At 71.7% G+C, this 23,883-nt stretch carries 24 protein-coding genes; 11 read left to right on the forward strand and 13 right to left on the reverse strand.

Going from position 1 to position 23,883, the window contains the following annotated elements:
• Positions 1-253: 253 nt before the first annotated feature.
• Positions 254-994 carry an SIR2 family NAD-dependent protein deacylase gene (locus OG599_RS29395; protein ID WP_327178989.1) on the reverse strand — a complete coding sequence of 247 codons (741 nt, stop codon included), beginning with the start codon at positions 992-994 and terminating at the stop codon, positions 254-256.
• Between the two features lie 61 nt (positions 995-1,055).
• Positions 1,056-1,553 (reverse strand): NUDIX hydrolase, encoded by a 498-nt coding sequence (locus tag OG599_RS29400; protein ID WP_327178990.1) that lies wholly within the window; start codon positions 1,551-1,553, stop codon positions 1,056-1,058.
• 209 nt (positions 1,554-1,762) lie between these two features.
• Here OG599_RS29400 and OG599_RS29405 point away from each other — a divergent pair, with 209 nt between their 5' ends.
• From OG599_RS29405 to OG599_RS29415, 3 genes are all read left to right on the forward strand, one after another.
• Positions 1,763-2,491 carry a hypothetical protein gene (locus OG599_RS29405; RefSeq protein ID WP_327178991.1) on the forward strand — a complete coding sequence of 243 codons (729 nt, stop codon included), beginning with the start codon at positions 1,763-1,765 and terminating at the stop codon, positions 2,489-2,491.
• A gap of 49 nt (positions 2,492-2,540) precedes the next feature.
• Positions 2,541-3,188 carry a class F sortase gene (locus OG599_RS29410; RefSeq protein WP_327180231.1) on the forward strand — a complete coding sequence of 216 codons (648 nt, stop codon included), beginning with the start codon at positions 2,541-2,543 and terminating at the stop codon, positions 3,186-3,188.
• A gap of 174 nt (positions 3,189-3,362) precedes the next feature.
• Positions 3,363-4,478 carry a glycerate kinase gene (locus OG599_RS29415; RefSeq protein ID WP_327180232.1) on the forward strand — a complete coding sequence of 372 codons (1,116 nt, stop codon included), beginning with the start codon at positions 3,363-3,365 and terminating at the stop codon, positions 4,476-4,478.
• Here the strand turns inward: OG599_RS29415 and OG599_RS29420 are convergent.
• Complete coding sequence (locus OG599_RS29420) at positions 4,471-5,277, reverse strand: helix-turn-helix domain-containing protein (protein WP_327178992.1); 807 nt, start codon at positions 5,275-5,277, stop codon at positions 4,471-4,473. The genes OG599_RS29415 and OG599_RS29420 overlap by 8 nt on opposite strands.
• A 371-nt stretch (positions 5,278-5,648) precedes the next feature.
• Between OG599_RS29420 and OG599_RS29425 the strand changes: the two genes are divergently transcribed.
• The 5 genes from OG599_RS29425 to OG599_RS29445 are packed head-to-tail and all read left to right on the forward strand — an operon-like array spanning position 5,649 to position 10,512.
• On the forward strand, positions 5,649-6,440 hold the full coding sequence (locus OG599_RS29425; RefSeq protein ID WP_327178993.1) for an ABC transporter ATP-binding protein: 792 nt from the start codon (positions 5,649-5,651) through the stop codon (positions 6,438-6,440).
• Positions 6,437-7,255 carry an ABC transporter ATP-binding protein gene (locus OG599_RS29430; RefSeq protein WP_442809581.1) on the forward strand — a complete coding sequence of 273 codons (819 nt, stop codon included), beginning with the start codon at positions 6,437-6,439 and terminating at the stop codon, positions 7,253-7,255. The genes OG599_RS29425 and OG599_RS29430 overlap by 4 nt, the downstream gene beginning before the upstream one ends.
• Positions 7,252-8,142, forward strand: coding sequence for a branched-chain amino acid ABC transporter permease (locus OG599_RS29435; protein WP_327178994.1), 891 nt, complete (start codon positions 7,252-7,254; stop codon positions 8,140-8,142). The genes OG599_RS29430 and OG599_RS29435 overlap by 4 nt, the downstream gene beginning before the upstream one ends.
• Positions 8,135-9,265, forward strand: a complete 1,131-nt coding sequence (locus OG599_RS29440; RefSeq protein ID WP_327178995.1) for a branched-chain amino acid ABC transporter permease — start codon at positions 8,135-8,137, stop codon at positions 9,263-9,265. The genes OG599_RS29435 and OG599_RS29440 overlap by 8 nt, the downstream gene beginning before the upstream one ends.
• Entirely contained in the window at positions 9,262-10,512 is a 1,251-nt protein-coding gene (locus OG599_RS29445; protein WP_327178996.1) for an ABC transporter substrate-binding protein, read from the forward strand. Before OG599_RS29440 ends, OG599_RS29445 begins: the two co-directional genes overlap by 4 nt.
• A 148-nt stretch (positions 10,513-10,660) precedes the next feature.
• On the opposite strand, the gene OG599_RS29450 is transcribed toward OG599_RS29445, so the two are convergent.
• Positions 10,661-11,896 (reverse strand): MFS transporter, encoded by a 1,236-nt coding sequence (locus OG599_RS29450; protein WP_327178997.1) that lies wholly within the window; start codon positions 11,894-11,896, stop codon positions 10,661-10,663.
• A 116-nt stretch (positions 11,897-12,012) separates the two neighbouring features.
• On the opposite strand from OG599_RS29450, the gene OG599_RS29455 reads away from it, so the two are divergent.
• Positions 12,013-12,279 carry a UBP-type zinc finger domain-containing protein gene (locus tag OG599_RS29455; RefSeq protein ID WP_327178998.1) on the forward strand — a complete coding sequence of 89 codons (267 nt, stop codon included), beginning with the start codon at positions 12,013-12,015 and terminating at the stop codon, positions 12,277-12,279.
• 85 nt (positions 12,280-12,364) lie between these two features.
• The gene (locus OG599_RS29460) at positions 12,365-12,823 is read left to right on the forward strand and encodes an SRPBCC family protein (protein ID WP_327178999.1); all 459 of its coding nucleotides are present in this window, start codon (positions 12,365-12,367) and stop codon (positions 12,821-12,823) included.
• Between the two features lie 147 nt (positions 12,824-12,970).
• Here the strand turns inward: OG599_RS29460 and pssA are convergent, their stop codons facing one another.
• The 8 genes from pssA to OG599_RS29500 all read right to left on the reverse strand — a co-directional run bounded on the left by pssA (position 12,971) and on the right by OG599_RS29500 (position 21,939).
• Positions 12,971-13,834 (reverse strand): CDP-diacylglycerol--serine O-phosphatidyltransferase, encoded by an 864-nt coding sequence (gene pssA / locus OG599_RS29465; protein WP_442809582.1) that lies wholly within the window; start codon positions 13,832-13,834, stop codon positions 12,971-12,973.
• A complete protein-coding gene (locus tag OG599_RS29470; RefSeq protein WP_327179000.1) occupies positions 13,821-14,468 on the reverse strand; it encodes a phosphatidylserine decarboxylase in 648 nt (215 codons plus the stop codon). Before OG599_RS29470 ends, pssA begins: the two co-directional genes overlap by 14 nt.
• A gap of 180 nt (positions 14,469-14,648) precedes the next feature.
• Positions 14,649-15,854, reverse strand: coding sequence for an acyl-CoA dehydrogenase family protein (locus OG599_RS29475; RefSeq protein WP_327179001.1), 1,206 nt, complete (start codon positions 15,852-15,854; stop codon positions 14,649-14,651).
• Positions 15,855-15,865: 11 nt separating this feature from the next.
• A complete protein-coding gene (locus OG599_RS29480; RefSeq protein WP_327179002.1) occupies positions 15,866-16,381 on the reverse strand; it encodes a MaoC family dehydratase in 516 nt (171 codons plus the stop codon).
• A gap of 2 nt (positions 16,382-16,383) precedes the next feature.
• Positions 16,384-17,355 (reverse strand): HpcH/HpaI aldolase/citrate lyase family protein, encoded by a 972-nt coding sequence (locus OG599_RS29485; RefSeq protein WP_327179003.1) that lies wholly within the window; start codon positions 17,353-17,355, stop codon positions 16,384-16,386.
• Positions 17,352-19,364: a protein meaA gene (locus OG599_RS29490; protein ID WP_327179004.1), complete on the reverse strand. Its 2,013-nt coding sequence runs from the start codon at positions 19,362-19,364 to the stop codon at positions 17,352-17,354. The genes OG599_RS29485 and OG599_RS29490 overlap by 4 nt, the downstream gene beginning before the upstream one ends.
• Positions 19,365-19,373: 9 nt before the next feature.
• Positions 19,374-20,750 carry a crotonyl-CoA carboxylase/reductase gene (gene ccrA, locus OG599_RS29495; RefSeq protein ID WP_327179005.1) on the reverse strand — a complete coding sequence of 459 codons (1,377 nt, stop codon included), beginning with the start codon at positions 20,748-20,750 and terminating at the stop codon, positions 19,374-19,376.
• Between the two features lie 394 nt (positions 20,751-21,144).
• Positions 21,145-21,939 carry a GNAT family N-acetyltransferase gene (locus OG599_RS29500; protein ID WP_327179006.1) on the reverse strand — a complete coding sequence of 265 codons (795 nt, stop codon included), beginning with the start codon at positions 21,937-21,939 and terminating at the stop codon, positions 21,145-21,147.
• A 192-nt stretch (positions 21,940-22,131) separates the two neighbouring features.
• Between OG599_RS29500 and OG599_RS29505 the strand changes: the two genes are divergently transcribed.
• The gene (locus OG599_RS29505; RefSeq protein WP_327179007.1) at positions 22,132-22,923 is read left to right on the forward strand and encodes a restriction endonuclease; all 792 of its coding nucleotides are present in this window, start codon (positions 22,132-22,134) and stop codon (positions 22,921-22,923) included.
• Between the two features lie 84 nt (positions 22,924-23,007).
• Here the strand turns inward: OG599_RS29505 and OG599_RS29510 are convergent, their stop codons facing one another.
• Positions 23,008-23,850, reverse strand: coding sequence for a TetR family transcriptional regulator (locus tag OG599_RS29510; RefSeq protein WP_327179008.1), 843 nt, complete (start codon positions 23,848-23,850; stop codon positions 23,008-23,010).
• Positions 23,851-23,883 lie beyond the last annotated feature (33 nt).

Raw genomic sequence — 23,883 nt, forward strand, 5'->3', positions numbered from 1 at the left:
GGTGGCTTTCTGTGAGAGCCGGGCCCCGGGCCTTCGCGAAGCGCCGCACGGGCTCTCGGAGGACCACTCGGCCCGGCACGACGCAGCACCCGCAGGGCGCGGGTGTGTCATACCTGACCGAAGGTCTCGCCCACCCGCCATGATCAACGGGCCCGGCCACCGGGAATCCGGGGATTCCAGTGTGTCGACGACCGGTTTTCGGGGCTACTCCCCTTCGCAGCCCTCCACACTACCCCACCCGCACGGCAGAGACTCAGCCGGCACCGCCCACCCCGCCCGCCGCCAGCCGTTCCAGCAGGGCCGGGAGCGCCGTACCGATCGGCTCGCGCACCACCTCGTCGGCCCGGTCGTCGTACGGGGTCCGTTCCGCGTTCACGATGATCAGCCGGGCCCCGTGGTCGGCGGCCAGACCGGCGAGCGCGGCCGCCGGATGCACCTGGAGCGTCGTACCCACCGCGACGAACACCTCGCACCCCTTGGCGATCGCCACCGCCTGTGCCAGCACCTCCGGGTCCAGCCGCTCGCCGAACATGACCGTCGCCGACTTGAGGATCCCCCCGCAGACCGCGCACGCCGGGTCCGCCTCGCCCGCCTCCACCCGGCGCAGCGCGTCGGCCATGGGGGAGCGGGCGTGGCACCGGGTGCAGACCACCTCGTGGGCGGTGCCGTGGAGCTCGACCACCTTGCGCGCGGAGAGCCCCGCCTCCTGGTGCAGTCCGTCGATGTTCTGCGTGAGGACCCGTACCGCGGTGCCGGACCGCTCCAGGTCCGCCACCGCGCGGTGGGCCGCGTTCGGACGGGCGTTCAACGCCGCGGCGGCGCGGCGCATCTGCCAGGAGCGGCGGCGGATCTCCGGATCGGCCATGTAGAAGTCGTACGTGACGAGCTTCTCGGCTTCCGGGTCCCGCGTCCACACCCCGTCCGGACCGCGGTAGTCGGGGATGCCGGAGTCCGTGGAGACGCCGGCACCGCTGAGGATCGCGACGAGAGTCATGCGGGGAGACTACGGAGCGGAAACCCGTCCGACGACCGGATTTCCCCGCGCGGACGGCCCGTCAGAGGACGGGCGGCACGCCGTCCTCCAGCTCGACCGCTCCGGTGCCCGAGTCGAGCGCCGCCAGCGCGGCCTCCACCCGGCGCAGGAGCGTACCGAGGAGGTGCTCCGGGAGGGCGGAACGCTCCACCAGCTTCCAGGACAGGAGTTCCTCCTCCTGGAGGACGATCGCCGCCAGCCGCGCCTCGCTCAGCACCCCGCCGTCGAACAGGTACGCCGCGATGGGCGGGCGGGCCGGGCCGCGTACCCAGTCCACCACCAGGAGCCGCCCCGGCTCCAGGTCGAGGCCGATCTCCTCCGCGGTCTCGCGCCGCGCCCCGGCCCGGGGTCCCTCGCCGGTGTCCGACTCGATCGTTCCGCCGGGCAGCGCCCAGCCGTCCCGGTAGTTCGGCTCGACCAGCAGGATCCGGCCCGTCGCGTCGCGGAAGAGGCAGGCCGCACCCGCCAGGACGCGGGGCAGACCTGCGATGTAGGTGGCGTAGTCGTCAGTTGTGGTCACCGCGCCAGATTAAGGGCTGTCCCGCGGGTGGTGTCCGCGCGTCGTGCGAGCTTCCGCCCCGGCTCCTTCCGACCCGCCGCCTATGGGCCGGTGGGGGGATTTCTGACGGGTTGTCGGTCATGCCGATCCCCTCCTGTGGATCACCTGTGGCATCCCTTGGGTGCCCCTCCCATTAGTACGACAATCGTTCCGGCTTCAAGGAGTCACGCATGTCCATCTCCGCCTCCACCCGTACGCACGCCCTCCGCGCCGGCACCCTCGTGGCGGCCGCCGGTATCGCGCTCACCTTCGCCCCCGAGGCCTTCGCCATCCCCGGCGACAGCGGCGATCTCAACATCGTGGAGATCCGCAACGCGGGTCGCGACGGCCGTGCGAACGGCGGCTCGATCTGCCAGTTCAGGCTCTCGGCCAACAACTTCGAGACCCTCCAGTCCGTCGCCTGGACCGTCACCGAGCTGCCGCTGACCGTCCCGCCCGGGAACGTGCTGGCCGGCACGCTCCCCCTCTCGCAGGGCAGGGCCCGCAGCCCGCAGTACCAGCTGCCGGACGGCACCTACCAGCTCCAGTGGGTCGTCCCGGGCAGCCTGACCAAGCAGCGGACCTTCGTCGTCAACTGCCCCGACGAGAGCCGCGGCGGCCGAGGCGGCGAGCGCAACCAGACGGCCGGCGGGCAGGCCGCCGACAACCAGGCCGCCGCCGGCACCACAGCCGCCGACGGCGTGATCGCCGACACGCAGGCCGCCGACACCAGCGCCCGTCCCTCCGGCGGTGTCCCCGCGGGCGGTGGTGGCGTCCCCACCCTGGAGACCGCGAGCTACGACGGCGACTCCGGCCCGGGTGCGGGCACCACCGCTGCCGTGGCGGCCGGGGTGGCCGGACTCGGCGGGCTCGTCCTGGCCCGCCGGGCGGCTCGCCGACGCGCCCGTGGCGAGGCGTAACACTCCGCGACGGCGGCGCCGAGGGCCGAGTCGCGCATGTCGTCTCACTCTGACGCTGTGCGCGACCTTCTCCCTCGTGGCAGGCATCGTCCACGTATGCGGTGACGCGTCCGACGATGCGACGGCGCATGCCGCCGCCCGCGGCTCCGATGCCGCGGGCGGCGGGTCGCCGCCGTTCCGGAGAGCTCCGCACCGCATGCCCGAGCGCATCCCCGAATCCCACCCACCGTTGAGCCCCTCCCGGGCGGTGAAGGTCGCGATCCCCGCCATCTACATCGAGGCCCCGCTCGTCGGCCTGAAGCTCGACGCCAAGGGCCGGCTTGGCGCCCCGCCCCTCAACCGGCCCAAGGTGGCGGGCTGGTACCAGGACGGGCCGTCACCGGGAGAGGCGGGCACGGCTCTGATCGTCGGTCACCGGGACACCGCGACCGGCCCCGCCATCTTCCTGAACCTGAACGCCCTGCGCAGGGGCGATGTCGTCAAGGTCCGGCGCGCCGACCGGCGGACGGCGGTCTTCACCGTCGACACCGTCAAGACCTACAAGAAGAGCGAGTTCCCCGACGACAAGGTGTACGGGGCGACGAACCGCCCGGAGTTGCGGCTGCTGACCTGCGGCGGACGCTTCGACAAGAAGACCGGCTACTCCGCCAACGTCGTCGTCTTCGCCCATCTCACCTCGCTCACGAAACCCACCTGAACCCATCGACGCTCTCCCCACGACGGGCCGCACGCCTCACGCGCGGCCCGTCGGGCGCGTCCCGGCGCAACCGGGCCCTGACCATGGGCATACCGGGTGGCTGCGGATAGGGTCGAGCGGCACGAGAGCCTGTTCGATAGCGAAGGATGCAGGGTGGCGGACGGAGCAGCAGAGATGGTGACCGCGCGGGTGCTGGTCGCGGCGGACAAGTTCAAGGGTTCCCTCACGGCGGCGCAGGTCGCGGAGCGGGTGACCACCGGACTGCTACGCGTCGTCCCCGGACTGGACGTGGAGACGCTGCCCGTGGCGGACGGCGGCGACGGCACGGTCGCCGCCGCGCTCGCCGCCGGGTTCGAGCGCCGGGAAGCCCGGGTGACCGGTCCGCTCGGTGATCCCGTGGTCGCCGCGTACGCGCTGCGCTCCACCACGGCCGTGGTGGAGATGGCGGAGGCGTCCGGGCTCCAGCACCTGCCGCCGGGCGTGTTCGCCCCCCTCACCGCGACCACCCACGGCTCGGGCGAACTGCTGCGGGCCGCACTCGACGACGGCGCCCGGACCATCGTGTTCGGCGTGGGCGGCAGCGCCACCACGGACGGCGGTGCGGGCATGCTGACCGCGCTCGGCGCCCGCTTCCTGGACGAGGACGGCGCCCCGGTCGGCCCCGGCGGCGGCGGCCTCGCGCGCATCGCGACGGCCGACCTCTCCGGACTCGACCCGCGCCTGGCCGACGTGGACCTCGTGCTCGCCAGCGACGTGGACAACCCGCTGACCGGGCCCAAGGGCGCCCCCGCTGTGTACGGACGCCAGAAGGGGGCCACCGTCGAGGACATCGCGGTCCTGGACGCCGCGCTCTCCCGCTACGCCGCCGTACTCGGCGCCGAGCAGGCCACGCTGCCCGGCGCCGGAGCGGCCGGCGGCATCGGTTACGGCGCGCTGGTGGGGCTCGGGGCCCGGTTCCGCCCCGGTATCGAGGTGATGCTCGACGTGCTGGGGTTCGCTCCCGCGCTGGCCCGTGCCACGCTCGTCGTCACCGGCGAGGGATCGCTCGACGAGCAGACCCTGCACGGGAAGGCCCCGGCCGGTGTCGCGGCCGCGGCCCGCGCCGCCGGTGTCCAGGTCGTCGCGGTGTGCGGCCGACTGGCGCTGACCGAAGAGGAGTTGGAGAAGGCGGGCATCGCGCGCGCCTACGCCCTGGCGGACCTGGAGCCCGACCCCGCCGTCTCCATGGCCCAGGCGGGGCCCCTGCTGGAACGGGCGGCGGAGTCCGTCGCCCGCGACTTCCTCAGCTGACCGGCGGCCCGTCACCGGGGCCCGGTGCGCCGCCGTACGCGCGCACCGGGCCCGTCCGCCTCGATGCCGGCGTCAGCCGGAACGCGTCCAGGGCCAGGGTCAGTTCGACCAGTTCGCGCGGCCGGGACAGCGATCTCGCGGTCAGCCGTTCCAGCCGCCGCAGCCGGTTGAGCACCGTGTTGCGGTGGCAGTGCAGCCGGACCGCCGCCCGCCCCGGCGACCCGCCGCATTCCAGCCATACGTCCAACGTCCCCACCAGCACCTCACGTTCGCCTTGGGCGAGCGCCAGCAGCGGACCCAGCGCACCCGTGACCAGAAGGTCCGCCAGCTCCGGCTGACTCACCAACAACGCTGCGGGCAGGCGCTGTTCCAGCGTCACGGCCGTGACGCCGTCCGGCGGGCAGGTCAGCAGGGCCACCTCGGCGAGCCGTCGGCCACCGGGCAGCCCGGCCAGGCCCTCCACGGCCGGGCCGACCCCTGCCCGTCCTGCATCCAGTTCGTTCAACCACCGTGCCAGTGAGGCCGGTTCCCGCTCGCCGAGAAGGGCGACGGCGAAGTCGTGCCCGGGTCCGGGATGCCTGAGAAACCGGAGACGCTCGCCCCCCGGGGCCGTACCCCGGCCCTCGCACCCGGGGCGCGGGGCCCCGCTCCCGGTCGCCGGCCACGCCACGACCGCGTACCTCCCGCGCTCGGGCAGGTCCAGGGCGGCCGCCGCCCGACCGGCCAGCTCCGGTGTCACCGGTCCCGACAACAGCGCGCCGAGCAGTGCCTGAGCCGGCTCGTCCTCGCACCATGCCATCCGCTCCCCCCTTACCGCGAGCCGGGAGGCCCGCGTCGTGGCGAGGATGACACCGGACCCGCCCCGCGCGGACCGGAGGGCGCCGCCTCTGTGCGCGCGCACAACCCGGCGGCGCCCTCACTGGTCGCCCGCATCGAGTCCGCCCCGCGCCGTGGACGTGCGGCGGGGGCGGTGCTGGTCTGTGGAGCCGGGGGAGCGGGACGCCGTACCGGAGTCACCGCCACCCGCCCCGAGTGCCCCGCCGTGCGGACCGGTACCGGCCCGCACGGCGGCCGGCCGCCCGAGGAGCGGCGCGGTCCCCGGTCACGACGGACCCGGCCGGACCCGGAAGAGAACGACACCACGACGAGCAGGCGGAAGGAGGAGGACGCATGGCAACGCTGGAGATCCGCTCGCTGTCCGTGGGCTACGGCCCGGTACGGGCCCTGCGGGACGTCTCGGTCGACGTGCCGGCCGGCACGATCACCGCCGTACTCGGCGGCAACGGCGCGGGCAAGACCACGCTGCTGCGGGCCGTCTCGCGGACCCTCGGCTTCCACCGCGGAAGCGGCACCGGCACCATCCACTTCGACGGCCGCCCCCTGGACGGGCTGCGGCCCGCACAGGTGGTCGCCGCCGGAGTGGTCCAAGTACCCGAAGGGCGGCAGGTGTTCGCCCGGATGACGGTGGCCGACAACCTGCGGGCCGGTGCCCTCGGAGCCCGCGGCGGACGCAAGGAGGCGGCGGGCACCCTCGCCCGCGTCCACGAGCTGTTCCCGGTGCTCGCCCAGCGCGCGCACCAGAAGGCCGGACTGCTGTCCGGCGGCGAACAGCAGATGCTGGCGATGGGACGCGCGCTGATGGCCGGCCCGCGCCTGCTGCTGCTCGACGAGCCGTCCCTCGGCCTCGCCCCCCTGATGGCGGCGAAGATCGCCGAGACCGTCCAGGAGATCAACGCGGGCGGCACCTCCGTGCTGCTCGTCGAGCAGAACGCGGCCATCGCCCTGCGCCTCGCCTCCACCGCGTACGTCCTCGACGTCGGCGAGGTCGCCCTCGGCGGACCGGCCGCCGAACTCGCCGCCACCGACGAGGTGCGCCGCCGCTACCTCGGCGTCGTCGACGAGACGGCGGCCGAGGACGCGGCGGCCGGTGCCTCCCGCACGCTGCGCAGGTGGTCGGCGTGACCACCGCATCCGTCCCCACCTCCGCCACGGCACCGGGCCCCGGCTCGCCCGCCCCGCTCACCGTCCGCGACGTGACCGTCAGGTTCGCCGGGCTCACCGCCCTCGACGGGATCTCCTTCACCGTCGAACCCGGCAGCGTGCACGCGGTCATCGGCCCCAACGGCGCAGGAAAATCAACCACGTTCAACGTACTCTCCGGCGTCTACCGCGCCACCTCCGGCACCGTGCACCTCGGCACCACCGAACTCACCGGGCTGCCGGCCCACCGGATCGCCGCCCTCGGCGTCGCCCGCACCTTCCAGAACCTCGCGCTCCCGCCGCACGCCACCGTCGCCGAGAGCCTGCTGCTCGGACGGCACCGGCTGATGCGCTCCGGATTCGTCGCCGCCGGACTCCGGCTGCCGTCCGCCGCCCGGGAGGAGCGCCGCCACCTCGAACGGGTCCACGAGATCGCCGCGTTCATCGGCCTCGAAGCCGAGCTGGACCGGCCCGCGGGCGCCCTGCCGTACGGAGCGCAGAAGCTGGTCGAACTCGGCCGGGCGCTCTGCATGGAACCCGAGGTGCTGCTCCTGGACGAACCCGTCGCCGGCATGACCGCCGACGAACGCCGCCGGACCGCCGCCGTGGTGGCCGGAGTCCGCGACAGCCTCGGCATCTCCATCGTACTCGTCGAACACGACATGGGCGTCGTGATGCGGCTCGCGGACGCCGTGACCGTACTCGACTTCGGACGCAGGATCGCCGGCGGCACCCCCGTCGAAGTACAGAACGACCCCGCCGTCGTCCGCGCCTACCTGGGAGAAGAACAGGAATGACCACCTTCGTCGAACTCCTCCTGGGCGGCCTCTCCATCGGCTCCGTATACGCCCTCATCGCCCTCGGCTTCGTCGTCATCTTCAAGGCCACCGAGGTCGTCAACTTCGCCCACGCCTCCCTGCTGCTCGCCGGCGGATACGTGACCGCGGTGCTCCACGACGACATCGGCTTCTGGCCCGCCCTCGCCGTCGGCATCGCGGGCGCGGCGGTCGTCGGCGCCGCCGTCGAGTTCCTCGTCATGCGCCGCTACCGGGGCAGCGACCACAGCGTGCTGGCCATCGTCACCATCGGCGTCGACATCCTCCTCACCACCGAACTCACCCGGCGCATGGGCACGGACGTGCTGCCGCTCGGCGACCCCTGGGGGAGCGGCGTCGTCACCGTCGGCGGGGTCACCCTCGCCCAGACGCGGATCGCCGCCTTCGTCGCCGCCGCGCTGCTCATCACCGTGTTCCTGCTCGCCTTCCGCTTCACCTCCTGGGGCGTGTCGATGCGCGCCGCCGCGGAGAACCCGCAGACCGCCGCCCTGATGGGCATCCGGCTCGGCCGGGTCTCGCTCGCCGCGTGGGCGGTGGCCGGGGCGCTCGCCGCCGTCGCCGCCCTCTTCCTCACCGTGTTCCCCACCCCCGGACTCGAACGGGCCACCTCGCTCGCCGCGCTCAAGGCGTTCCCCGCGGCGATCCTCGGCGGCCTCGACTCGACCACCGGAGCCCTCGCCGGCGGACTCCTCGTCGGCGTCACCGAGTCCTTCGCCACGGGCTACCAGAGCGATCTCTCCTTCCTCGGACGGGGAATCGGCGACCTCGCGCCCTACCTGGTGATGCTGATCGTGCTGCTGATCAGGCCCGCAGGACTCTTCGGCACGAAGGAGCCGGCCCGTGTCTGAGACCACGCCCGACCGGACCCTCACCCCGACCACCGCGCCACACACCCGGGTCCCCTCGGCCCGTACGTACGGCGAACGCCTCCGCAGCCCGCGCCCGTACCTCTGGCTCGCCGGCTCGGTGCTGATGCTGGTGCTGCCGTTCTACCTGGACCGCTTCTGGCTCCAGGCCGGACTGTTCGCGATGGCCGCCGCGATCGGCGCCATCGGGATCAACCTGCTGACCGGGGCGACCGGCCAACTCTCCATGGGACACGGCTTCTTCCTCGCCGTCGGCGCGTACGGCTACTGCGTCTTCGCGGGGGAGCCGAGCGAGGCGAACGGCCACAGTCTCACCGGACTCGGCCTGCCCACCTGGCTCGCCGCGATCCTCGCCGTGGCGCTGGCCGGGCTGGCCGGCGGGATCTTCAGCCCGATCGCGGCCCGGCTGCGCGGCGCCTACCTCGGCATAGCCACCCTCGCGCTCATCTTCATCGGCCAGCACGTGCTGTTCAACGCGGGCTCGCTCACCGGCGGCTTCAACGGCCGTGCCGTTCCCCCGCTGTCGGTCTTCGGGTTCACCTTCGACGACTCCGAACTCGTCGTCGCGGCCGTGCCGTTCGGGTCCTCCGAGAAGCTCTGGTACGTGGCCCTCGCCGCCCTCGTGCTCAGCGGGGTGTTCGCCCGCGGCGTGCTGCGCGGCAGGCCGGGCCGGGCGCTCAACGCCATCCGGGACCACCGGATCGCCGCCGGGGTGATGGGTGTCCCGGTGGCCCGGTACCGCGCCGGGGTGTTCGTCCTCTCGTCCATGTACGCGGGCCTCGCGGGCGTCCTGCTCGCCCTGGTCTTCCAGCGGACCGTCCCCGAGTACTTCGGCATGGCCCTCTCGCTCGAATACCTCGCCATGATCGTCATCGGCGGTCTCGGCACCGTCGCCGGGGCCGTGGTCGGCGCCGTCTTCGTCTCCCTGCTCCCGCAGGTGCTCACCCACTACAGCGAGTCCCTCCCGCTGGTCTCCGCCCCCGGTACGGGCGGAATCGCACCCGGTGAGGCGTCCCGCTATCTCTACGGCGCCGCGGTCGTCGCGGTGGTCCTGTTCATGCCCGGTGGCCTTACGCGTCCGAAGAAATCAGGGGAGAAGAAATGAGAAAGCGTGTTCTCGGAGCCGTCGTCGCGGCTCTCGCCCTCACCCTCGCTGGGTGCAGCGGAAAAGCCACCGAGGGGAAGGACACGGAGGCGGACAAGGGCGGCGTCAAAACCGGCCAGGGCGTCACCGACTCCACCATCACCCTCGGCGCGCTGACCGACATGACCGGGGTGTACGCCTCGCTCGGCAAGAGCGTCACCCAGGCCCAGCAGCTCTGGGTCAAGCAGACCAACGCCGCCGGCGGGATCTGCGACCGGAAGATCGAGCTGACCGTACGCGACCACGGCTACGACCCGCAGAAGGCCATCTCCGCCTACACCGAGCTCGCACCCGAGGTTCTGGGCTTCACCCAGTTCATCGGCTCGCCGTTCGTCGCCGCCGTCGAGCAGCGCATCGACGGCCAGGACCACGGCGTGGTGCTGCCGCAGGCCTGGTCGGCCAACCTGCTCGGCTCCCCGTACGTCCGGGTCATCGGCGCCACGTACGACGTCGAGACGATCAACCTGATCGACTACCTCCTCACCGAGAAGCGCATCGCCAAGGGCGACAAGATCGGCCAGGTGTACTTCGAGGGCGACTACGGCGAGAACGCGCTCGCCGGGGCGAAGTACGCGGCCGAGCAGTCCGGCCTCACCGTCGTCGAGCAGAAGATCAAGCCCACCGACAACGACATGACCGCGCAGGTCTCGGCGCTCAAGCAGGCCGGAGTCAAGGCGATCATCGTCAGCGCCGGCCCCCGCCAGGCCGCCTCGCTCGTCGGTGTCGCCGCCGCGACCGGCTTCAAGGTCCCGGTCGTCGGCAACAACTCCGCCTTCGCACCGCAGCTGCTCGCGACCCCGGCCGGCCCCGCCCTGCTGGCCGACTACTACGTCGCCGCCTCCACCCTCCCCATCGGCGACCCCGGCGCCGGACCGGCGAAGCTGGCGAAGGAGTACACGGCCGCCTACCCGAAGGACGGCCTCGACAACGGCGTCGTCGCCGGATGGACCGCCGCCTCCGTCTACGGCGAGGCGCTGAAGAAGGCCTGCGACGCCAAGGACCTCACCCGCGACGGTGTCGACAAGGCCCTGCTCACCATCAAGGGCTACGGCGCCGACTTCGGAATGTCCCACGACTTCACCGACCCGAAGGCCCCCTCCACCCGGCAGAGCGTCATCATGAAGCCCGACGCCAAGGCCCCCGGCGGCCTCAAGGTGATCCGTCCGGCGGCGGTCTCCCCGGCGGCCGCGTCGTACACCGTGAAGTAGCCGCACCCGGCGCGAAGGCACCGCTGACCGTACGGCGCTGGGGACCCGGAACATCGGGTCCTCCAGCGCCGTACGCGCTCGGCCGGGCCGGGTGCGGACAGGCGGGATGCGACACACGGCCCGGGGCCCGCGCGTCCCGCCCGGGAGGTCAGACGGCCGACAGCGTCCGCCGGGCGCAGGCCCACACGATCAGCGCGACGGCGAGGAGAACACCCGCGCCGGTCATCACCGCGGTCCACCCGCCGCCCTGCCAGAGAACGGACGCCAGCGCCGAACCGATCGTGCCGCCGAGGAAGTTGCCGGAGATGAAGGCGGTGTTCAGCCGGCTGCGACTCTGCGGCTCCACACCCATCAGCCGGGTCTGGCCGAGGACGTTGCTCCCCTGGATGCCGATGTCCAGCAGCAGTACCGCGATCAGCACGACGACGATCGAGTGGCCGCCGAACCCGGCGAGCACGATCGCGGCCAGCGCCAGCAGCAGAGCCGCACCCGTGCCGCGTACCGACCATCCCCGGTCGTGCAGGCGGCCGGCCCGCTGGGCGGCGAGCGCACCCGCCAGGCCGACGAGACCGACCAGCCCGATCCGGGTCACCGAGTAGCCGAACGGGGCGGCGCTGAGGAGGAAGGTCAGCGAGGTCCAGAACATGGTGAACACCATCATGCAGAGGGCGCCCAGGACGAGGGTGATCCGCACCGACCGGTGACGGCCCACCGCGGTGAGCACCGACTTCAGGAGGGCCGGATAGCGGGCGGACGCCTTGGGCGGGACCGCCGGCAGCACCCGCGCCAGCACCGCGGCGAGCGCCACCGTCAGCACCGCCGCCACCACGTATATCGCGCGCCAGCCGAACGCGTCGGCCACCAGCCCGCTGACCGTCCGGGACACGAGGATTCCGGAGAGGATTCCGGAGACGACGGTGCCGACGACCCGGCCGCGCTGGTCGTCACCCGCCAGGTCACCCGCCAGCGGGACCAGCAGCTGGCCGGCCACCGTGGTCAGCCCCACCAGAGCGAGCGCCACCAGCAGCACCGCGAAGCCCGGCGCCGCCGCACAGCCCGCCAGGGCGACGGCCGACGCCAGCATGACCCCGGGTATGAGACGGCGGCGGTCGAGCCGGTCGCCCAGCGGTACCACCAGGAACGCCCCGACCGCGTAGCCGATCTGCGTGAGGGTGACCAGCAGTCCGGCCGGTCCGGGACCGACGTGCAGGGAACGCCCGATCGCGTCGAGCAGCGGCTGCGCCCAGTACAGGTTGCCGACCGCGGCACCGGCGGAGACCGCGAACAACAGGGTGAGGCCGCGGGTCATACCGCGGTGGAGGGGTGCCGTCACGGACGGCACGGACGCGTGCGTCGCGTCCGGGGCAGGGGGCTGATTGACCATGTCCGCAAGGAAACCAGCATGCGCCGGCAGCTCGGCAGCGGGCCGTCCCGCGCGTACGGGCACGTTCCGCACCTCCCCGGCCTGCCGCCCGGCGGACCCGGTCGTACGCTCGGCGTATGGCTCTCTGCGACGATCTGGACCGGGCGGGCACCGACCCGGCCCCCGCCCCTCCCGCCGACGCCTGCGCCGACTGCCTGGCCGTCGGCCGGGACGACTGGGTGCACCTGCGGCTCTGTCTGACCTGCGGCCGGGTGGCCTGCTGCGACAGTTCGCCGCTGCGCCACGCGACCGCCCACTACGAGTCCTCCGGGCACCCCGTCATGCGCTCCCACGAGCCGGGCGATGAATGGCGCTGGTGCTTCCGCCACGAGGTCCTCGGCTGACCCCGCAGGCACCCGGAGGCGGGCGTTCCGGGTGCGCCGGGGGAGCGCGCACCGAAGACTGGGCGCATTCCCCGAGGAGGAACTCATGGCCACGCAATTCGAGGCGATCGTCGAGATCGACCGTCCGATCGACGACGTCTTCGCCTATCTCGCCGACGGCGAGAACGACAGGGACTTCAGCCCGCGCGTGCAGAAGATCGAGAAGACTCCGGCCGGCCCCACGGTCGTCGGGACCACGTTCCGCTCGACGGTCAAGGACGCCGGAATGACCACCCAGCGGGAATTCGCCATTACGGAACTGGTGGCTCCGACCCGGGTCCGCTGGCAGGAGAAGTCGAAGAACATCGTCGCCGCGGCGGACGGCGGCTACGACCTGGAGGCCACCGGGAACGGCGGGACCCGGGTGCGGATCTACAACGTCCTCGAAGGCCACGGCATCGGCAAGCTCCTGGTCGGCTTCGCCGTCAAGGCCGCGCGCAAGGACGCCCCCGCCTTCGGGCTCCGTATCAAGAAGGCCGTGGAAGCCGCCGTCCCGGCCTCCTGAGCGTGCCGGCAGCTCGCCTGGAGCGCGCCCCTCGCCCGGAGCCGCCCCGGACAAGCGAGAGGCCCGACGCGCGAGCGCCCCGGACATGCGAGAGGCCCGGATGCCGTGAGCATCCGGGCCTCTCCGTGTACGTGTGTACGGCGGGGGCTACGGCAGCTGCGCCGCGCGGGCCTCTCGCCGGTTGCCCCGGAAGGTGTTCACCCGCCGCGCGGTCGCGAAGAGCGGGATCACCGCACCCAGCACGACCTGGAGCGCGCAGCCGGTCTGCAGGAGCAGCTGACCGCCCGGAGCGTCGAACGCCCAGGCGACGAGGAGCCCCATCGCGGCCACGATCCAGCCGAGCATCGCCACCGCGAGCACACCCCGCGGCTTCGGGTACTCGACCCGGCTGACCATCAGCCACGCCACCCCGACGATCGCGAGGAGGGTGGGCACGAAGGGCAGCTCCAGGAGCACGATCGAGACGACCGTGAGCGCTCCGAAGGGGCTCGGCATGCCCTGGAACATGCCGTCCTTCAAGGTCACGCAGGAGAACCGCGCAAGCCGCAGCACCACCGCCAGCAGCACCACGATCGCCGCGAGCGCCGAGACCCGCTGGTGCGCGTCGTCCGCGACCATCCCGTAGACCAGGACGAAGTACGCCGGCGCGAGACCGAAGCTGATGAGGTCGGAGAGGTTGTCCAGCTCCGCACCCATCGGCGACGACCGCAGCTTGCGGGCCACCAGACCGTCGAAGAGGTCGAAGACGGCCGCCAGCAGCATCAGGATCACCGCGGTGGCCGCGGAGTGACGCGCCATGCCCGACTCGTCACTGCCCGTGAGGTGCGGGATCAGAATGCCCGTGGTGGTGAAGTACACCGCCATGAACCCGCAGGTGGCGTTGCCGAGCGTGAGGGTGTCCGCTATCGACAAGCGCAGTGAGAGGGGCATGTCCTGGGTGCCGTCTCCGTCACCCTCGTCGGCCGCCTCGGGCACCCAGTCGGCCTGGGTGTCCGGATCAACCACGGTCAATTCGAGTCACCCCCGCGGTGGTGGCCTGGCCGACCTCGACCGCGACCTCGACGCCTTCCGGCAGGTAGATGTCGACGCGCGAACCGAAGCGGATCAGGCCGATGCGCTCGCCCTGCTCGACCTTCGTGCCCTGGGGGATGTAAGGCACGATGCGACGCGCGACCGCGCCGGCGATCTGGATCATCTCGATGTCGCCGAGCTCGGTGTCGAAGTGCCAGACAACGCGCTCGTTGTTCTCGCTCTCCTTGTTGAACGCCGGGACGAACCCGCCCGGAACGTGCTCGACCGACGTCACGGTACCGGCCAGCGGAGCGCGGTTGACGTGGACGTTGAGCGGGCTCATGAAGATCGCGACGCGGGTGCGCCCGTCCTTCCACGGCATGATGCTCTGCACCACGCCGTCGGCCGGGGAGATGACCCGGCCCTGCGCGATCTCGCGCTCGGGGTCGCGGAAGAACCACAGCATGCCCGCCGCGAGTGCGGTGGTGGGCACGGCCACGGCCGCCCAGCGGCCGGACTTGCGCGCCCGGGTCAGGCTGAGCGCCGCGGTGGCGACGGTCGGGAGGAGCCACGGCGATGCTCCGCGAGCGATGCGGACCCCGCCGCGGTGTGCGGAGGTAAGGCTGTCGGGCATGAATGACCTTCGTAGCGGATGATGCCGCGCTGGCAACGGGGGACGGCGGCTTTCCGTCGATGCTATCGGTTGGTGGCCACAACTGGGCAAGCCAGCAGCCGAGTCGGACCGCTGGAAGACCCCGCCCCAGCGTCACTGGATGTGATCTTCTTCGCGGCCAAATCGCCCTGAAAGGGACGATCAACCCTGCAAGCGGTACTCCTCCAGGAGTCGGCGGCCAATGATCATTTTCTGGATCTCGGCGGTACCCTCACCGATCAGCAGCATCGGTGCCTCGCGGTAGAGGCGCTCGATCTCGTACTCCTTGGAGAAGCCGTAGCCGCCGTGGATGCGGAAGGCGTCCTCGACGACTTCCTTGCAGTACTCGGAGGCGAGGTACTTCGCCATCCCTGCCTCCAGGTCGTTACGTTCCCCAGAGTCCTTTTTGCGGGCCGCGTTTACCATCATCGCATGCGCCGCTTCGACCTTGGTGGCCATTTCGGCCAATTTGAACTGGATGGCCTGGTGCTGGGCGATCGGTTTTCCGAAAGTTTGACGCTGCTGAGCGTACGAAACGCCCAATTCGAATGCACGTTGAGCGACGCCGCAACCACGCGCCGCCACGTTCACCCGGCCGACCTCGACTCCGTCCATCATTTGGTAAAACCCTCGGCCGGTGGTGCCGCCGAGGACCCGATTGGCCGGAATGCGTAGTCCGTCCATGATGAGTTCGGTGGTGTCGACCCCCTTGTAACCCATCTTGTCGATCTTCCCGGGGATGGTGAGGCCGGGCCTGACCTCGCCGAAGCCGGCCTCCTTCTCCACCAGGAAGGTCGTCATCGACTTGTGCGGGGGCGTTCCCTCCGGGTGTCCTTCGTCACTCCGGCAGAGAACGGCCACCAGGGTCGAGGTGCCCCCGTTGGTGAGCCACATCTTCTGGCCGTCGAGGACGTACTCCTCACCGTCCTTGACGCCCTTGGACGTGATCGCCGACACGTCCGAGCCGAGACCCGGCTCCGACATCGAGAAGGCGCCCCGCACCTCACCCAGTGCCATGCGCGGCAGGAAGGTGTCCTTCTGCTCCTGCGTGCCGTGCTGCTTGAGCATGTACGCCACGATGAAGTGCGTGTTGATGATCCCCGACACACTCATCCAGCCGCGCGCGATCTCCTCCACGCAGAGCGCGTACGTGAGCAGCGACTCACCCAGCCCGCCGTACTCCTCCGGGATCATCAGCCCGAACAGGCCCAGCTCCTTGAGCCCTTCGACGATCTGAGCCGGGTACTCGTCGCGGTGCTCCAGGGCGGTCGCGACCGGGAGGATCTCCTTGTCGACGAAGTCCCGTACGGTGGAGAGGATTTCCTCCTGGACGTCGGTCAGACCTGCGGTCCGGGCGAGTCGCGTCATGACGGCTTCTCCTATGACTTCGCTTGGTTGACGGGGACGGGCCGGCCGGGCTGCTCGCCGCCGCGCGCCTCGATGTACTCCTGCGTGGGGACCATCACCTTGCGCCGGAAGACGCAGACGACGGTGCCGTCCTGCTTGAAGCCCCGGGTCTCGACGTACACGATGCCCCGGTCGCTCTTCGACTTCGACGGCGTCTTGTCGAGCACGGTGGTCTCGCCGTAGATCGTGTCGCCGTGGAAGGTGGGCGCGACGTGCCGCAGCGACTCCACCTCCAGGTTGGCGATGGCCTTGCCCGAGACGTCCGGCACCGACATGCCGAGGAGCAGCGAGTAGACGTAGTTCCCGACGACCACGTTCTTGCCGAAGTCGGTCGTGTTCTCCGCGTAGTTGCTGTCCATGTGCAGCGGGTGGTGGTTCATGGTCAGCAGGCAGAAGAGGTGGTCGTCGTACTCGGTGACCGTCTTTCCGGGCCAGTGCTTGTAGACCGCGCCGACCTCGAACTCCTCGAAGGTGCGTCCGAACTGCATGGTCAGGCCTCCGGGGCTTCGAACTTCGAGGTGCGCCGCATCCCGGCCGCCCGCCCCTTGCCGGCGATGACCAGCGCCATCTTGCGGCTGGCCTCGTCGATCATCTCGTCGCCGAGCATCGCCGAACCCTTCTTGCCGCCCTCCTCCGAGGTGCACCAGTCGTAGGCGTCGAGGATCAGCTCGGCGTGGTCGTAGTCCTCCTGCGACGGCGAGAAGACCTCGTTGGCCGCGTCGACCTGGCCCGGGTGGAGCACCCACTTGCCGTCGAAGCCCAGCGCCGCGGCGCGGCCGGCCACCTCGCGGTAGGCGTCCACGTCACGGATCTGCAGGAACGGTCCGTCGATCGCCTGGAGGTCGTGCGTACGGGCCGCCATCAGAATGCGCATCAGGATGTAGTGGTAGGCGTCGGCGCCGTAGCCGGGCGGCTGCTGGCCGACGACCAGGGTCTTCATGTTGATGGACGCCATGAAGTCGGCCGGGCCGAAGATCAGCGTCTCCAGCCGGGGCGAGGCCGCGGCGATGGTGTCGATGTTCACCAGGCCCTTGGCGTTCTCGATCTGCGCCTCGATGCCGATCCGGCCGACCTCGAAGCCCATCGTCTTCTCGATCTGGGTGAGCAGCAGGTCCAGCGCGACGACCTGCTCGGCGTCCTGGACCTTCGGCAGCATGATGCAGTCGAGGTTCGGCCCGGCGCCCTCGACGACCGTGATGACGTCCCGGTACGTCCAGTGCGTGGTCCAGTCGTTGACCCGCACCACCCTGGTCTTGCCGGTCCAGTCGCCCTGGTTGAGCGCGTCGACGATGGTGTGCCGCGCCCCTTCCTTGGCGAGCGGCGCGCAGGCGTCCTCCAGGTCCAGGAAGACCTGGTCGGCAGGGAGGCCCTGGGCCTTCTCCAGGAAGCGCGGGTTGGAACCGGGCACGGCCAGACACGAGCGGCGGGGACGCAGCCGGTTCACGGGCGTGGGCGTGGTCATGCGGGGACCTCCAGAGGGTCGAGCTTGTTGGCTTTGCGGATCTCGTCGACGATACGGCCGATGATCTCCGTGATACCGAAGTCCTTCGGGGTGAAGACGGCGGCGACCCCGGCCCGGACGAGAGCGGCGGCGTCGGCGGGCGGGATGATCCCGCCGGCGATCACCGGGACGTCGTCCGCGCCGGCCTCGCGCAGCCGGTGGAGCACGTCGGGGACGAGTTCGGCGTGCGAGCCGGAGAGGATCGACAGGCCCACGCAGTGCACGTCCTCGGCCAGCGCGGCGGAGACGATCTGTTCGGGCGTCAGCCTGATGCCCTGGTAGACCACCTCGAAGCCGGCGTCGCGCGCGCGTACGGCGATCTGCTCGGCACCGTTGGAGTGCCCGTCGAGACCGGGCTTGCCGACCAGCAGCCGCAGCCGCCCGCAGCCGAGGTCCTCGGCGGTACGGGCGACCTTCGCGCGGACCGCGGCCAGCGGGGTGCCCGGCTCGGCGGTCACCGCCACCGGCGCCGAGGAGACCCCGGTCGGGGCCCGGAACTCGCCGAACACGTCCCGCAGCGCCCAGGACCACTCGCCGGTGGTCACCCCGGCGCGGGCGCACTCGACCGTCGCCGCCATCAGGTTCTCCGTACCGGCGGCGGCCTTCTTCAGCGCGGCCAGCGACTCGGAGGCGCGCGCCTCGTCGCGGCCGTCCCGCCAGGCGTGCAGGGCGGCCACCACCCGCGCCTCGTTCTCCGGGTCCACCGTCATGATGGCGCCGTCCAGGTCGGCGGTGAGCGGGCTGGGCTCGGTCGCCTCGTGGACGTTGACGCCGATGATCTTCTCCTCGCCACTCTCGATGCGGGCCCGCCGCGCGGCGTGCGAGGCGACCAGCTCGGACTTGAGATAGCCGGACTCGACGGCCGCCATCGCGCCGCCCATCTGCTCGATCCGGTCGATCTCGTCGAGCGCCTCCTCCACCAGGGAGTCCACCTTCGCCCCGATCACCCGCGAGCCGTCGAAGATGTCCTCGTACTCCAGCAGATCGCTCTCGTGCGCGAGGACCTGCTGGATACGGAGCGACCACTGCTGGTCCCAGGGGCGCGGCAGCCCCAGCGCCTCGTTCCACGCGGGGAGTTGCACCGCGCGGGCGCGGGCGTCCTTGGAGAGGGTGACGGCCAGCATCTCCAGCACGATGCGCTGGACGTTGTTCTCCGGCTGCGCCTCGGTGAGGCCGAGGGAGTTGACCTGGACGCCGTAGCGGAACCGCCGCTGCTTGGGGTCGGTGACGCCGTACCGCTCGCGGGTGATCCGGTCCCAGATCCGGCCGAAGGCGCGCATCTTGCACATCTCCTCGACGAAGCGGACGCCCGCGTTCACGAAGAAGGAGATGCGCCCGACCACCGCGCCGAACTTCTCCGGGGGCACCTGCCCGGAGTCGCGCACCGCGTCCAGCACGGCGACCGCCGTGGACATGGCGTACGCGATCTCCTGGACGGGCGTCGCCCCGGCCTCCTGGAGGTGGTAGCTGCAGATGTTGATCGGGTTCCACTTGGGGACGCGGTTGACCGTGTACGTGATCATGTCGGTGGTCAGCCGCAGGGAGGGCCCGGGCGGGAAGACGTGCGTCCCGCGCGAGAGGTACTCCTTGACGATGTCGTTCTGCGTGGTGCCCTGGAGCCTGCCCGGGTCGGCGCCCTGCTCCTCGGCGACCACCTGGTAGAGCGCCAGCAGCCACATCGCGGTGGCGTTGATCGTCATCGAGGTGTTCATCTGCTCCAGCGGGATGTCCTGGAACAGCCGGCGCATGTCGCCGAGGTGGGAGACCGGCACGCCGACCCGGCCGACCTCGCCGCGGGCGAGGACGTGGTCGGGGTCGTAACCGGTCTGGGTGGGCAGGTCGAAGGCGACGGAGAGACCGGTCTGGCCCTTGGCGAGGTTGCGCCGGTAGAGCTCGTTGGACGCCTCGGCCGTCGAGTGGCCCGCGTACGTCCGCATGAGCCAGGGACGGTCCTTGTGACGTTCGGTCATCGGGAGACCTCAGACGTTCTCGCGGGAAGGGGTGGCGGCCGGCTCCGCGGGGGTGTCGCGGAACAGGTTGATGGCGTCGATGTGCTTCGCGCGCAGTTCCTCGTCGCGCACGCCCAGGCCCTCGCGCGGGGCCAGGGCGAGGACGCCGACCTTGCCCTGGTGGACGTTGCGGTGCACGTCGTGGGCGGCCTGGCCGGTCTCCTCCAGCGTGTACACGCGGGAGAGCGTCGGGTGGATCTTCCCCTTCGCCACCAGCCGGTTGGCCTCCCACGCCTCGCGGTAGTTGGCGAAGTGCGAGCCGACGATCTTCTTGAGCGACATCCACAGGTAGCGGTTGTCGTACTCGTGGGTGTAGCCGGAGGTGGAGGCGCAGGTGACGATGGTGCCGCCCTTGCGGGTCACGTAGACGGAGGCGCCGAAGGTCTCGCGGCCGGGGTGCTCGAAGACGATGTCGACGTCCTCGCCGCCGGTCAGTTCGCGGATGCGCTTGCCGAACCGCTTCCACTCGCGCGGGTCCTGGTGGCTCTCGTCCTTCCAGAACCTGTAGCCCTCGGCGTTGCGGTCGATGATCGCCTCGGCGCCCATCCGCCGGCAGATCTCCGCCTTCTGGTCGTTGGAGACCACGCAGATCGGGTTGGCGCCACCGGCCAGCGCGAACTGCGTGGCGTACGAACCGAGTCCGCCACTGGCGCCCCAGATCAGGACGTTGTCGCCCTGCTTCATGCCCGCGCCGTTGCGCGAGACGAGCTGCCGGTACGCGGTCGAGTTGACGAGGCCGGGGGCCGCCGCCTCCTCCCAGCTGAGGTGGGCGGGCTTGGGCATCAGCTGGTTGGACTTCACGAGCGCGATCTCGGCGAGTCCGCCGAAGTTGGTCTCGAAGCCCCAGATGCGCTGCTCGGGGTCGAGCATCGTGTCGTTGTGGCCGTCGGACGACTCCAGTTCGACGGAGAGGCAGTGCGCGACGACCTCGTCGCCCGGGTGCCAGGCGTTCACGCCGGGCCCGGTGCGCAGCACGACGCCCGCCAGGTCGGAGCCGATGACGTGGTACGGCAGGTCGTGACGCTTGGTCAGCTCGCTGAGCCTGCCGTACCGCTCCAGGAAGCCGAAGGTGGAGACCGGCTCGAAGATCGAGGTCCAGACGGAGTTGTAGTTCACCGAGCTGGCCATGACGGCGACCAGGGCTTCTCCCGGGCCGAGTTCGGGCACCGGGACCTCGTCGAGGTGGAGCGATTCGCGCGGGTCCTTGTCGCGGGTGGCCCGCCCCTCGAAGATTCCCGCTTCGTCCTTGTGCACGGTCACCGCGCGGTACGACTCGGGGAGGGGCAGCGCCGCGAAGTCGGCTGCGGTGCTTTCCTGCGACTGGATCGCGTCCAGGATGTCCTTCACGGTGATGCCTCCGGCGGGTGGTGTCTCCCCTGCTCGAACGGGCCGAGAGCCAGGGGAACGCTGGTGAGGAACGCTTCGGTGGTCCCTGCGGGCAGGGAGCGGTGCGGTCTGGAGGTGTGCCGTCGGTTCGGCGGGTGGTGCTCGGCGTGCTCGGTGGAGCGGAAGGGTGCCTGTGACGCAGGCGTCCGGGCGCGCGGGCAACGGTGGGCCCTCGGGGACAGCCGGCGTACGTCGAGTTCCCGGTACGCCGGCCGCCCGGACACCCTCAACGTATGGCACTGCGTGACAGCTGACAAGGCACCGAGTGCCAGAAATTTCTCTCAGCTGTCATCCGGTCGGCACGCATGAGCAACACGATGGGCGTTCTGGTGCGGTCTGTCCCGCAGGAGGAGGGCTACGGCGCGATGCGGTACACGTACGGCGTCGTGGTGGCGAGCGCCGTGAAACCCAGCCGCGCCAGGATCGGCGCAGAGTCCGCGGACGCGTCGACCTGGAGGTACCCGACCCCGCGCGCGGCGGCCGTACGGGCCCGGTGCGCCACCAGGGCCCGGTAGATGCCGCGCCCCCGCCACCGAGGGTGCGTCCCCCCGCCCCAGAGCCCCGCGAAGGAGGTGCCCGGGTAAAGCTCCATCCGCGCCGAACTCACCGGCACCCCGTCCGCCACGGCCACCAGCCCGAAGAACTCCTCCGGCGCCGCCGCCAGCCGCGCCAGCAGATGGTCGCGCAGCCAGGTGGAGTCCGCACCGAAGGCCGCCTCGTGCGCCTCGGCCATCAGCCGCACCCCGGCCTCGTCGTGGACCTCGCGCAGTTCGACCCCGGCGGGCGGCCCGGCATCGGCCGGCAGGTCCGCCACCGCCGCCACCATCAGCGTCTCGGGCGGCTCGGGGACGAATCCCGCCGCCCGCAGCCGGTCGCCCAGATCGGCGGGCCGGTCGTAGTCGTAGAGCTTCCACTCGAAGGAGGTGACACCGCGTGCCAGGCAGTACGCGACCTGCGCCGCGACGGCCGCGTCGGCGCCGGCCTCGTCGAGGGTCGGCGAGGACCACACCACGGCGCTCCAGGTGTCGTCGCCGCCGCTCTGGCGGACCACGGGTCCGTCCCGCTCAACCCGTGCGCCGGGGCCGTCGGGGCGGGCGTGTTCCCGCATCTCGTGATCGAACAGGGCAAGGAGTCGCTCAGGTGTGGACATCGGCGTACCCGATCACATCGCGAGGGCGCCGACCAGCGAATTTCGGCCGCGTCTGCGTCGATCACCTCATCCCGGGCAGACGCCGGACCGGATGATCTTGCACCTCGCGGGGCGTAGGGCTCGCGGGACACATGGCTCGCGGGGCGGGCGTCCCGCAGGAACACAGGGACGGGACGAGGGGTGGCGGACGGGATGCCGACAGCGATGGGCGGGCGCACACGGATGCGCCGCGGGGACTTCAGCCTCCGGCGCACGGCGGTGGGCTTCGCCCTCGCCGCGTTCCTGCTCGTGTTCGGCGGGGTGCTGCTCCGCAGCGCCTGGGGGAGTGTCGGCGGCCATCCCGTCGTCCGGGGCGTGCTCGTCCTCCTCGTCCTCGCGGGCGCGGTGCTCCTGCTGCGCCGACGCCGCAGGCGCAGGCGTGCCGCCCGGCTCGCGGCAGCCGTGACCGAGGCGGCGGAGGAGCTGGTGGACACCGCGCTGGCGGAGATCGACGAGGCGGTGGCGGCGGAGGTGCGGGCCGAGCCGGTGCTCGTCCCCGAGCCCGTGTACGAGCCGGCTCCGGTGGACTTCGCGGCCCTCGACCCGTACGCCTTCGAGGAGGCCGTGGCGGACCTCTGCCGGCGCGACGGCTGCCGGGACGTCGAAAGGGTGGGCGGCGCCGGGGACCTCGGCGCCGACGTGCTCGCCACCGCCCCGGACGGCCGCCGCCTCGTCGTCCAGTGCAAGCGCTACGGCCCCGCCAACAAGGTCGGCTCGCAGGATCTCCAGCGGTTCGGCGGGACCTGCTACGCGGTCCACGGGGCCGACGCGGCGCTCGTGGTGACCACCGGTGAGTTCACCGCGCCCGCCGCCGAGTACGCGGCGGCCTGCGGCATCCTCTGCGTCGACGCGGACGCGCTGGCGGGCTGGAGCGAGGGGGTGCTCCCGCCGCCGTGGGAGTCCCCGGCGCCCGTCGGCGGGCCCGGACTGCCCGAGCCGGCCTGAGCGCCTGCCGGGTGGTCTCCGCAGGTGGTGAGCAGGCAGTGAGCAGGTGGTGAGCAGGCTGCGAGCGGGCGGTGGGCCCGTCTCTCAGCGCTCCTTCAGCGCCTGCTGGATCGTCCGCATGACCTCGTCCAGCGGGGCGTCCGTCCGCGCCACCGCGACCAGCACCTCGCCGTCCGCGGTCACCGAAGCGGCGGGCGGCGCCTCGGACTTCGCCGGCTCGGTGCCCGCGGTCCGGCCCGTGCCGATGCCCGTGCCGATGCCCGTACCGGTGCCGAAGGTCTCCCGGACGATGGCGAAGGCGTGGTCGAGCTGGTTCTCCACGTCGCCCTTGCCGTCCGCCCGCAGCCAGCGCCGCAGCACGTGGTTGTGGGCGGTCACCACGGCCGACGCGGCGACCTCCGCCAGCAGCGGGTCGTCGTTGCCGACATGGCTGTCGCGCTCGTCGAAGTGGCCCAGCAGATAGCGCGTGAACAGCCGCTCGTAGCGGGCCACCGACGCGATCTCGGCCTCGCGGAGCGCCGGTACCTCGCGGGTGAGCTTGTAGCGGGCCACGGAGACGGCGGGCTTGGCCGCGTACATCTTCATGACCTCCTTGATCCCCCGGCACACCGTGTCGAGCGGGTGCTCGTGGGAGGGGGCCGCGTTCAGGACCGCCTCGGCCCGCACCAGGGTGTCGTCGTGGTCCGGGAAGATCGCCTCCTCCTTCGACCGGAAGTGCCGGAAGAAGGTCCGCCGGGCCACGCCCGCGGCGCCGGCGATCTCGTCGACGGTGGTGCCCTCGTACCCCTTCGTCGCGAAGAGCTCCATGGCCGCGGCGGCCAACTCGCGGCGCATCTTGAGCCGTTGGGCAGCGGCTCGGGTGACTGCCGTGCTCTCCGGGGCGTCGGAGGCGGCGGTGGCACGGGGTGACCTGGCGGGCTGGGACATGGTGTGAACGTACTCCATGGGTGCGGGGGAGTG

The organism is Streptomyces sp. NBC_01335 (genome assembly GCF_035953295.1).
Taxonomy (GTDB): domain Bacteria; phylum Actinomycetota; class Actinomycetes; order Streptomycetales; family Streptomycetaceae; genus Streptomyces.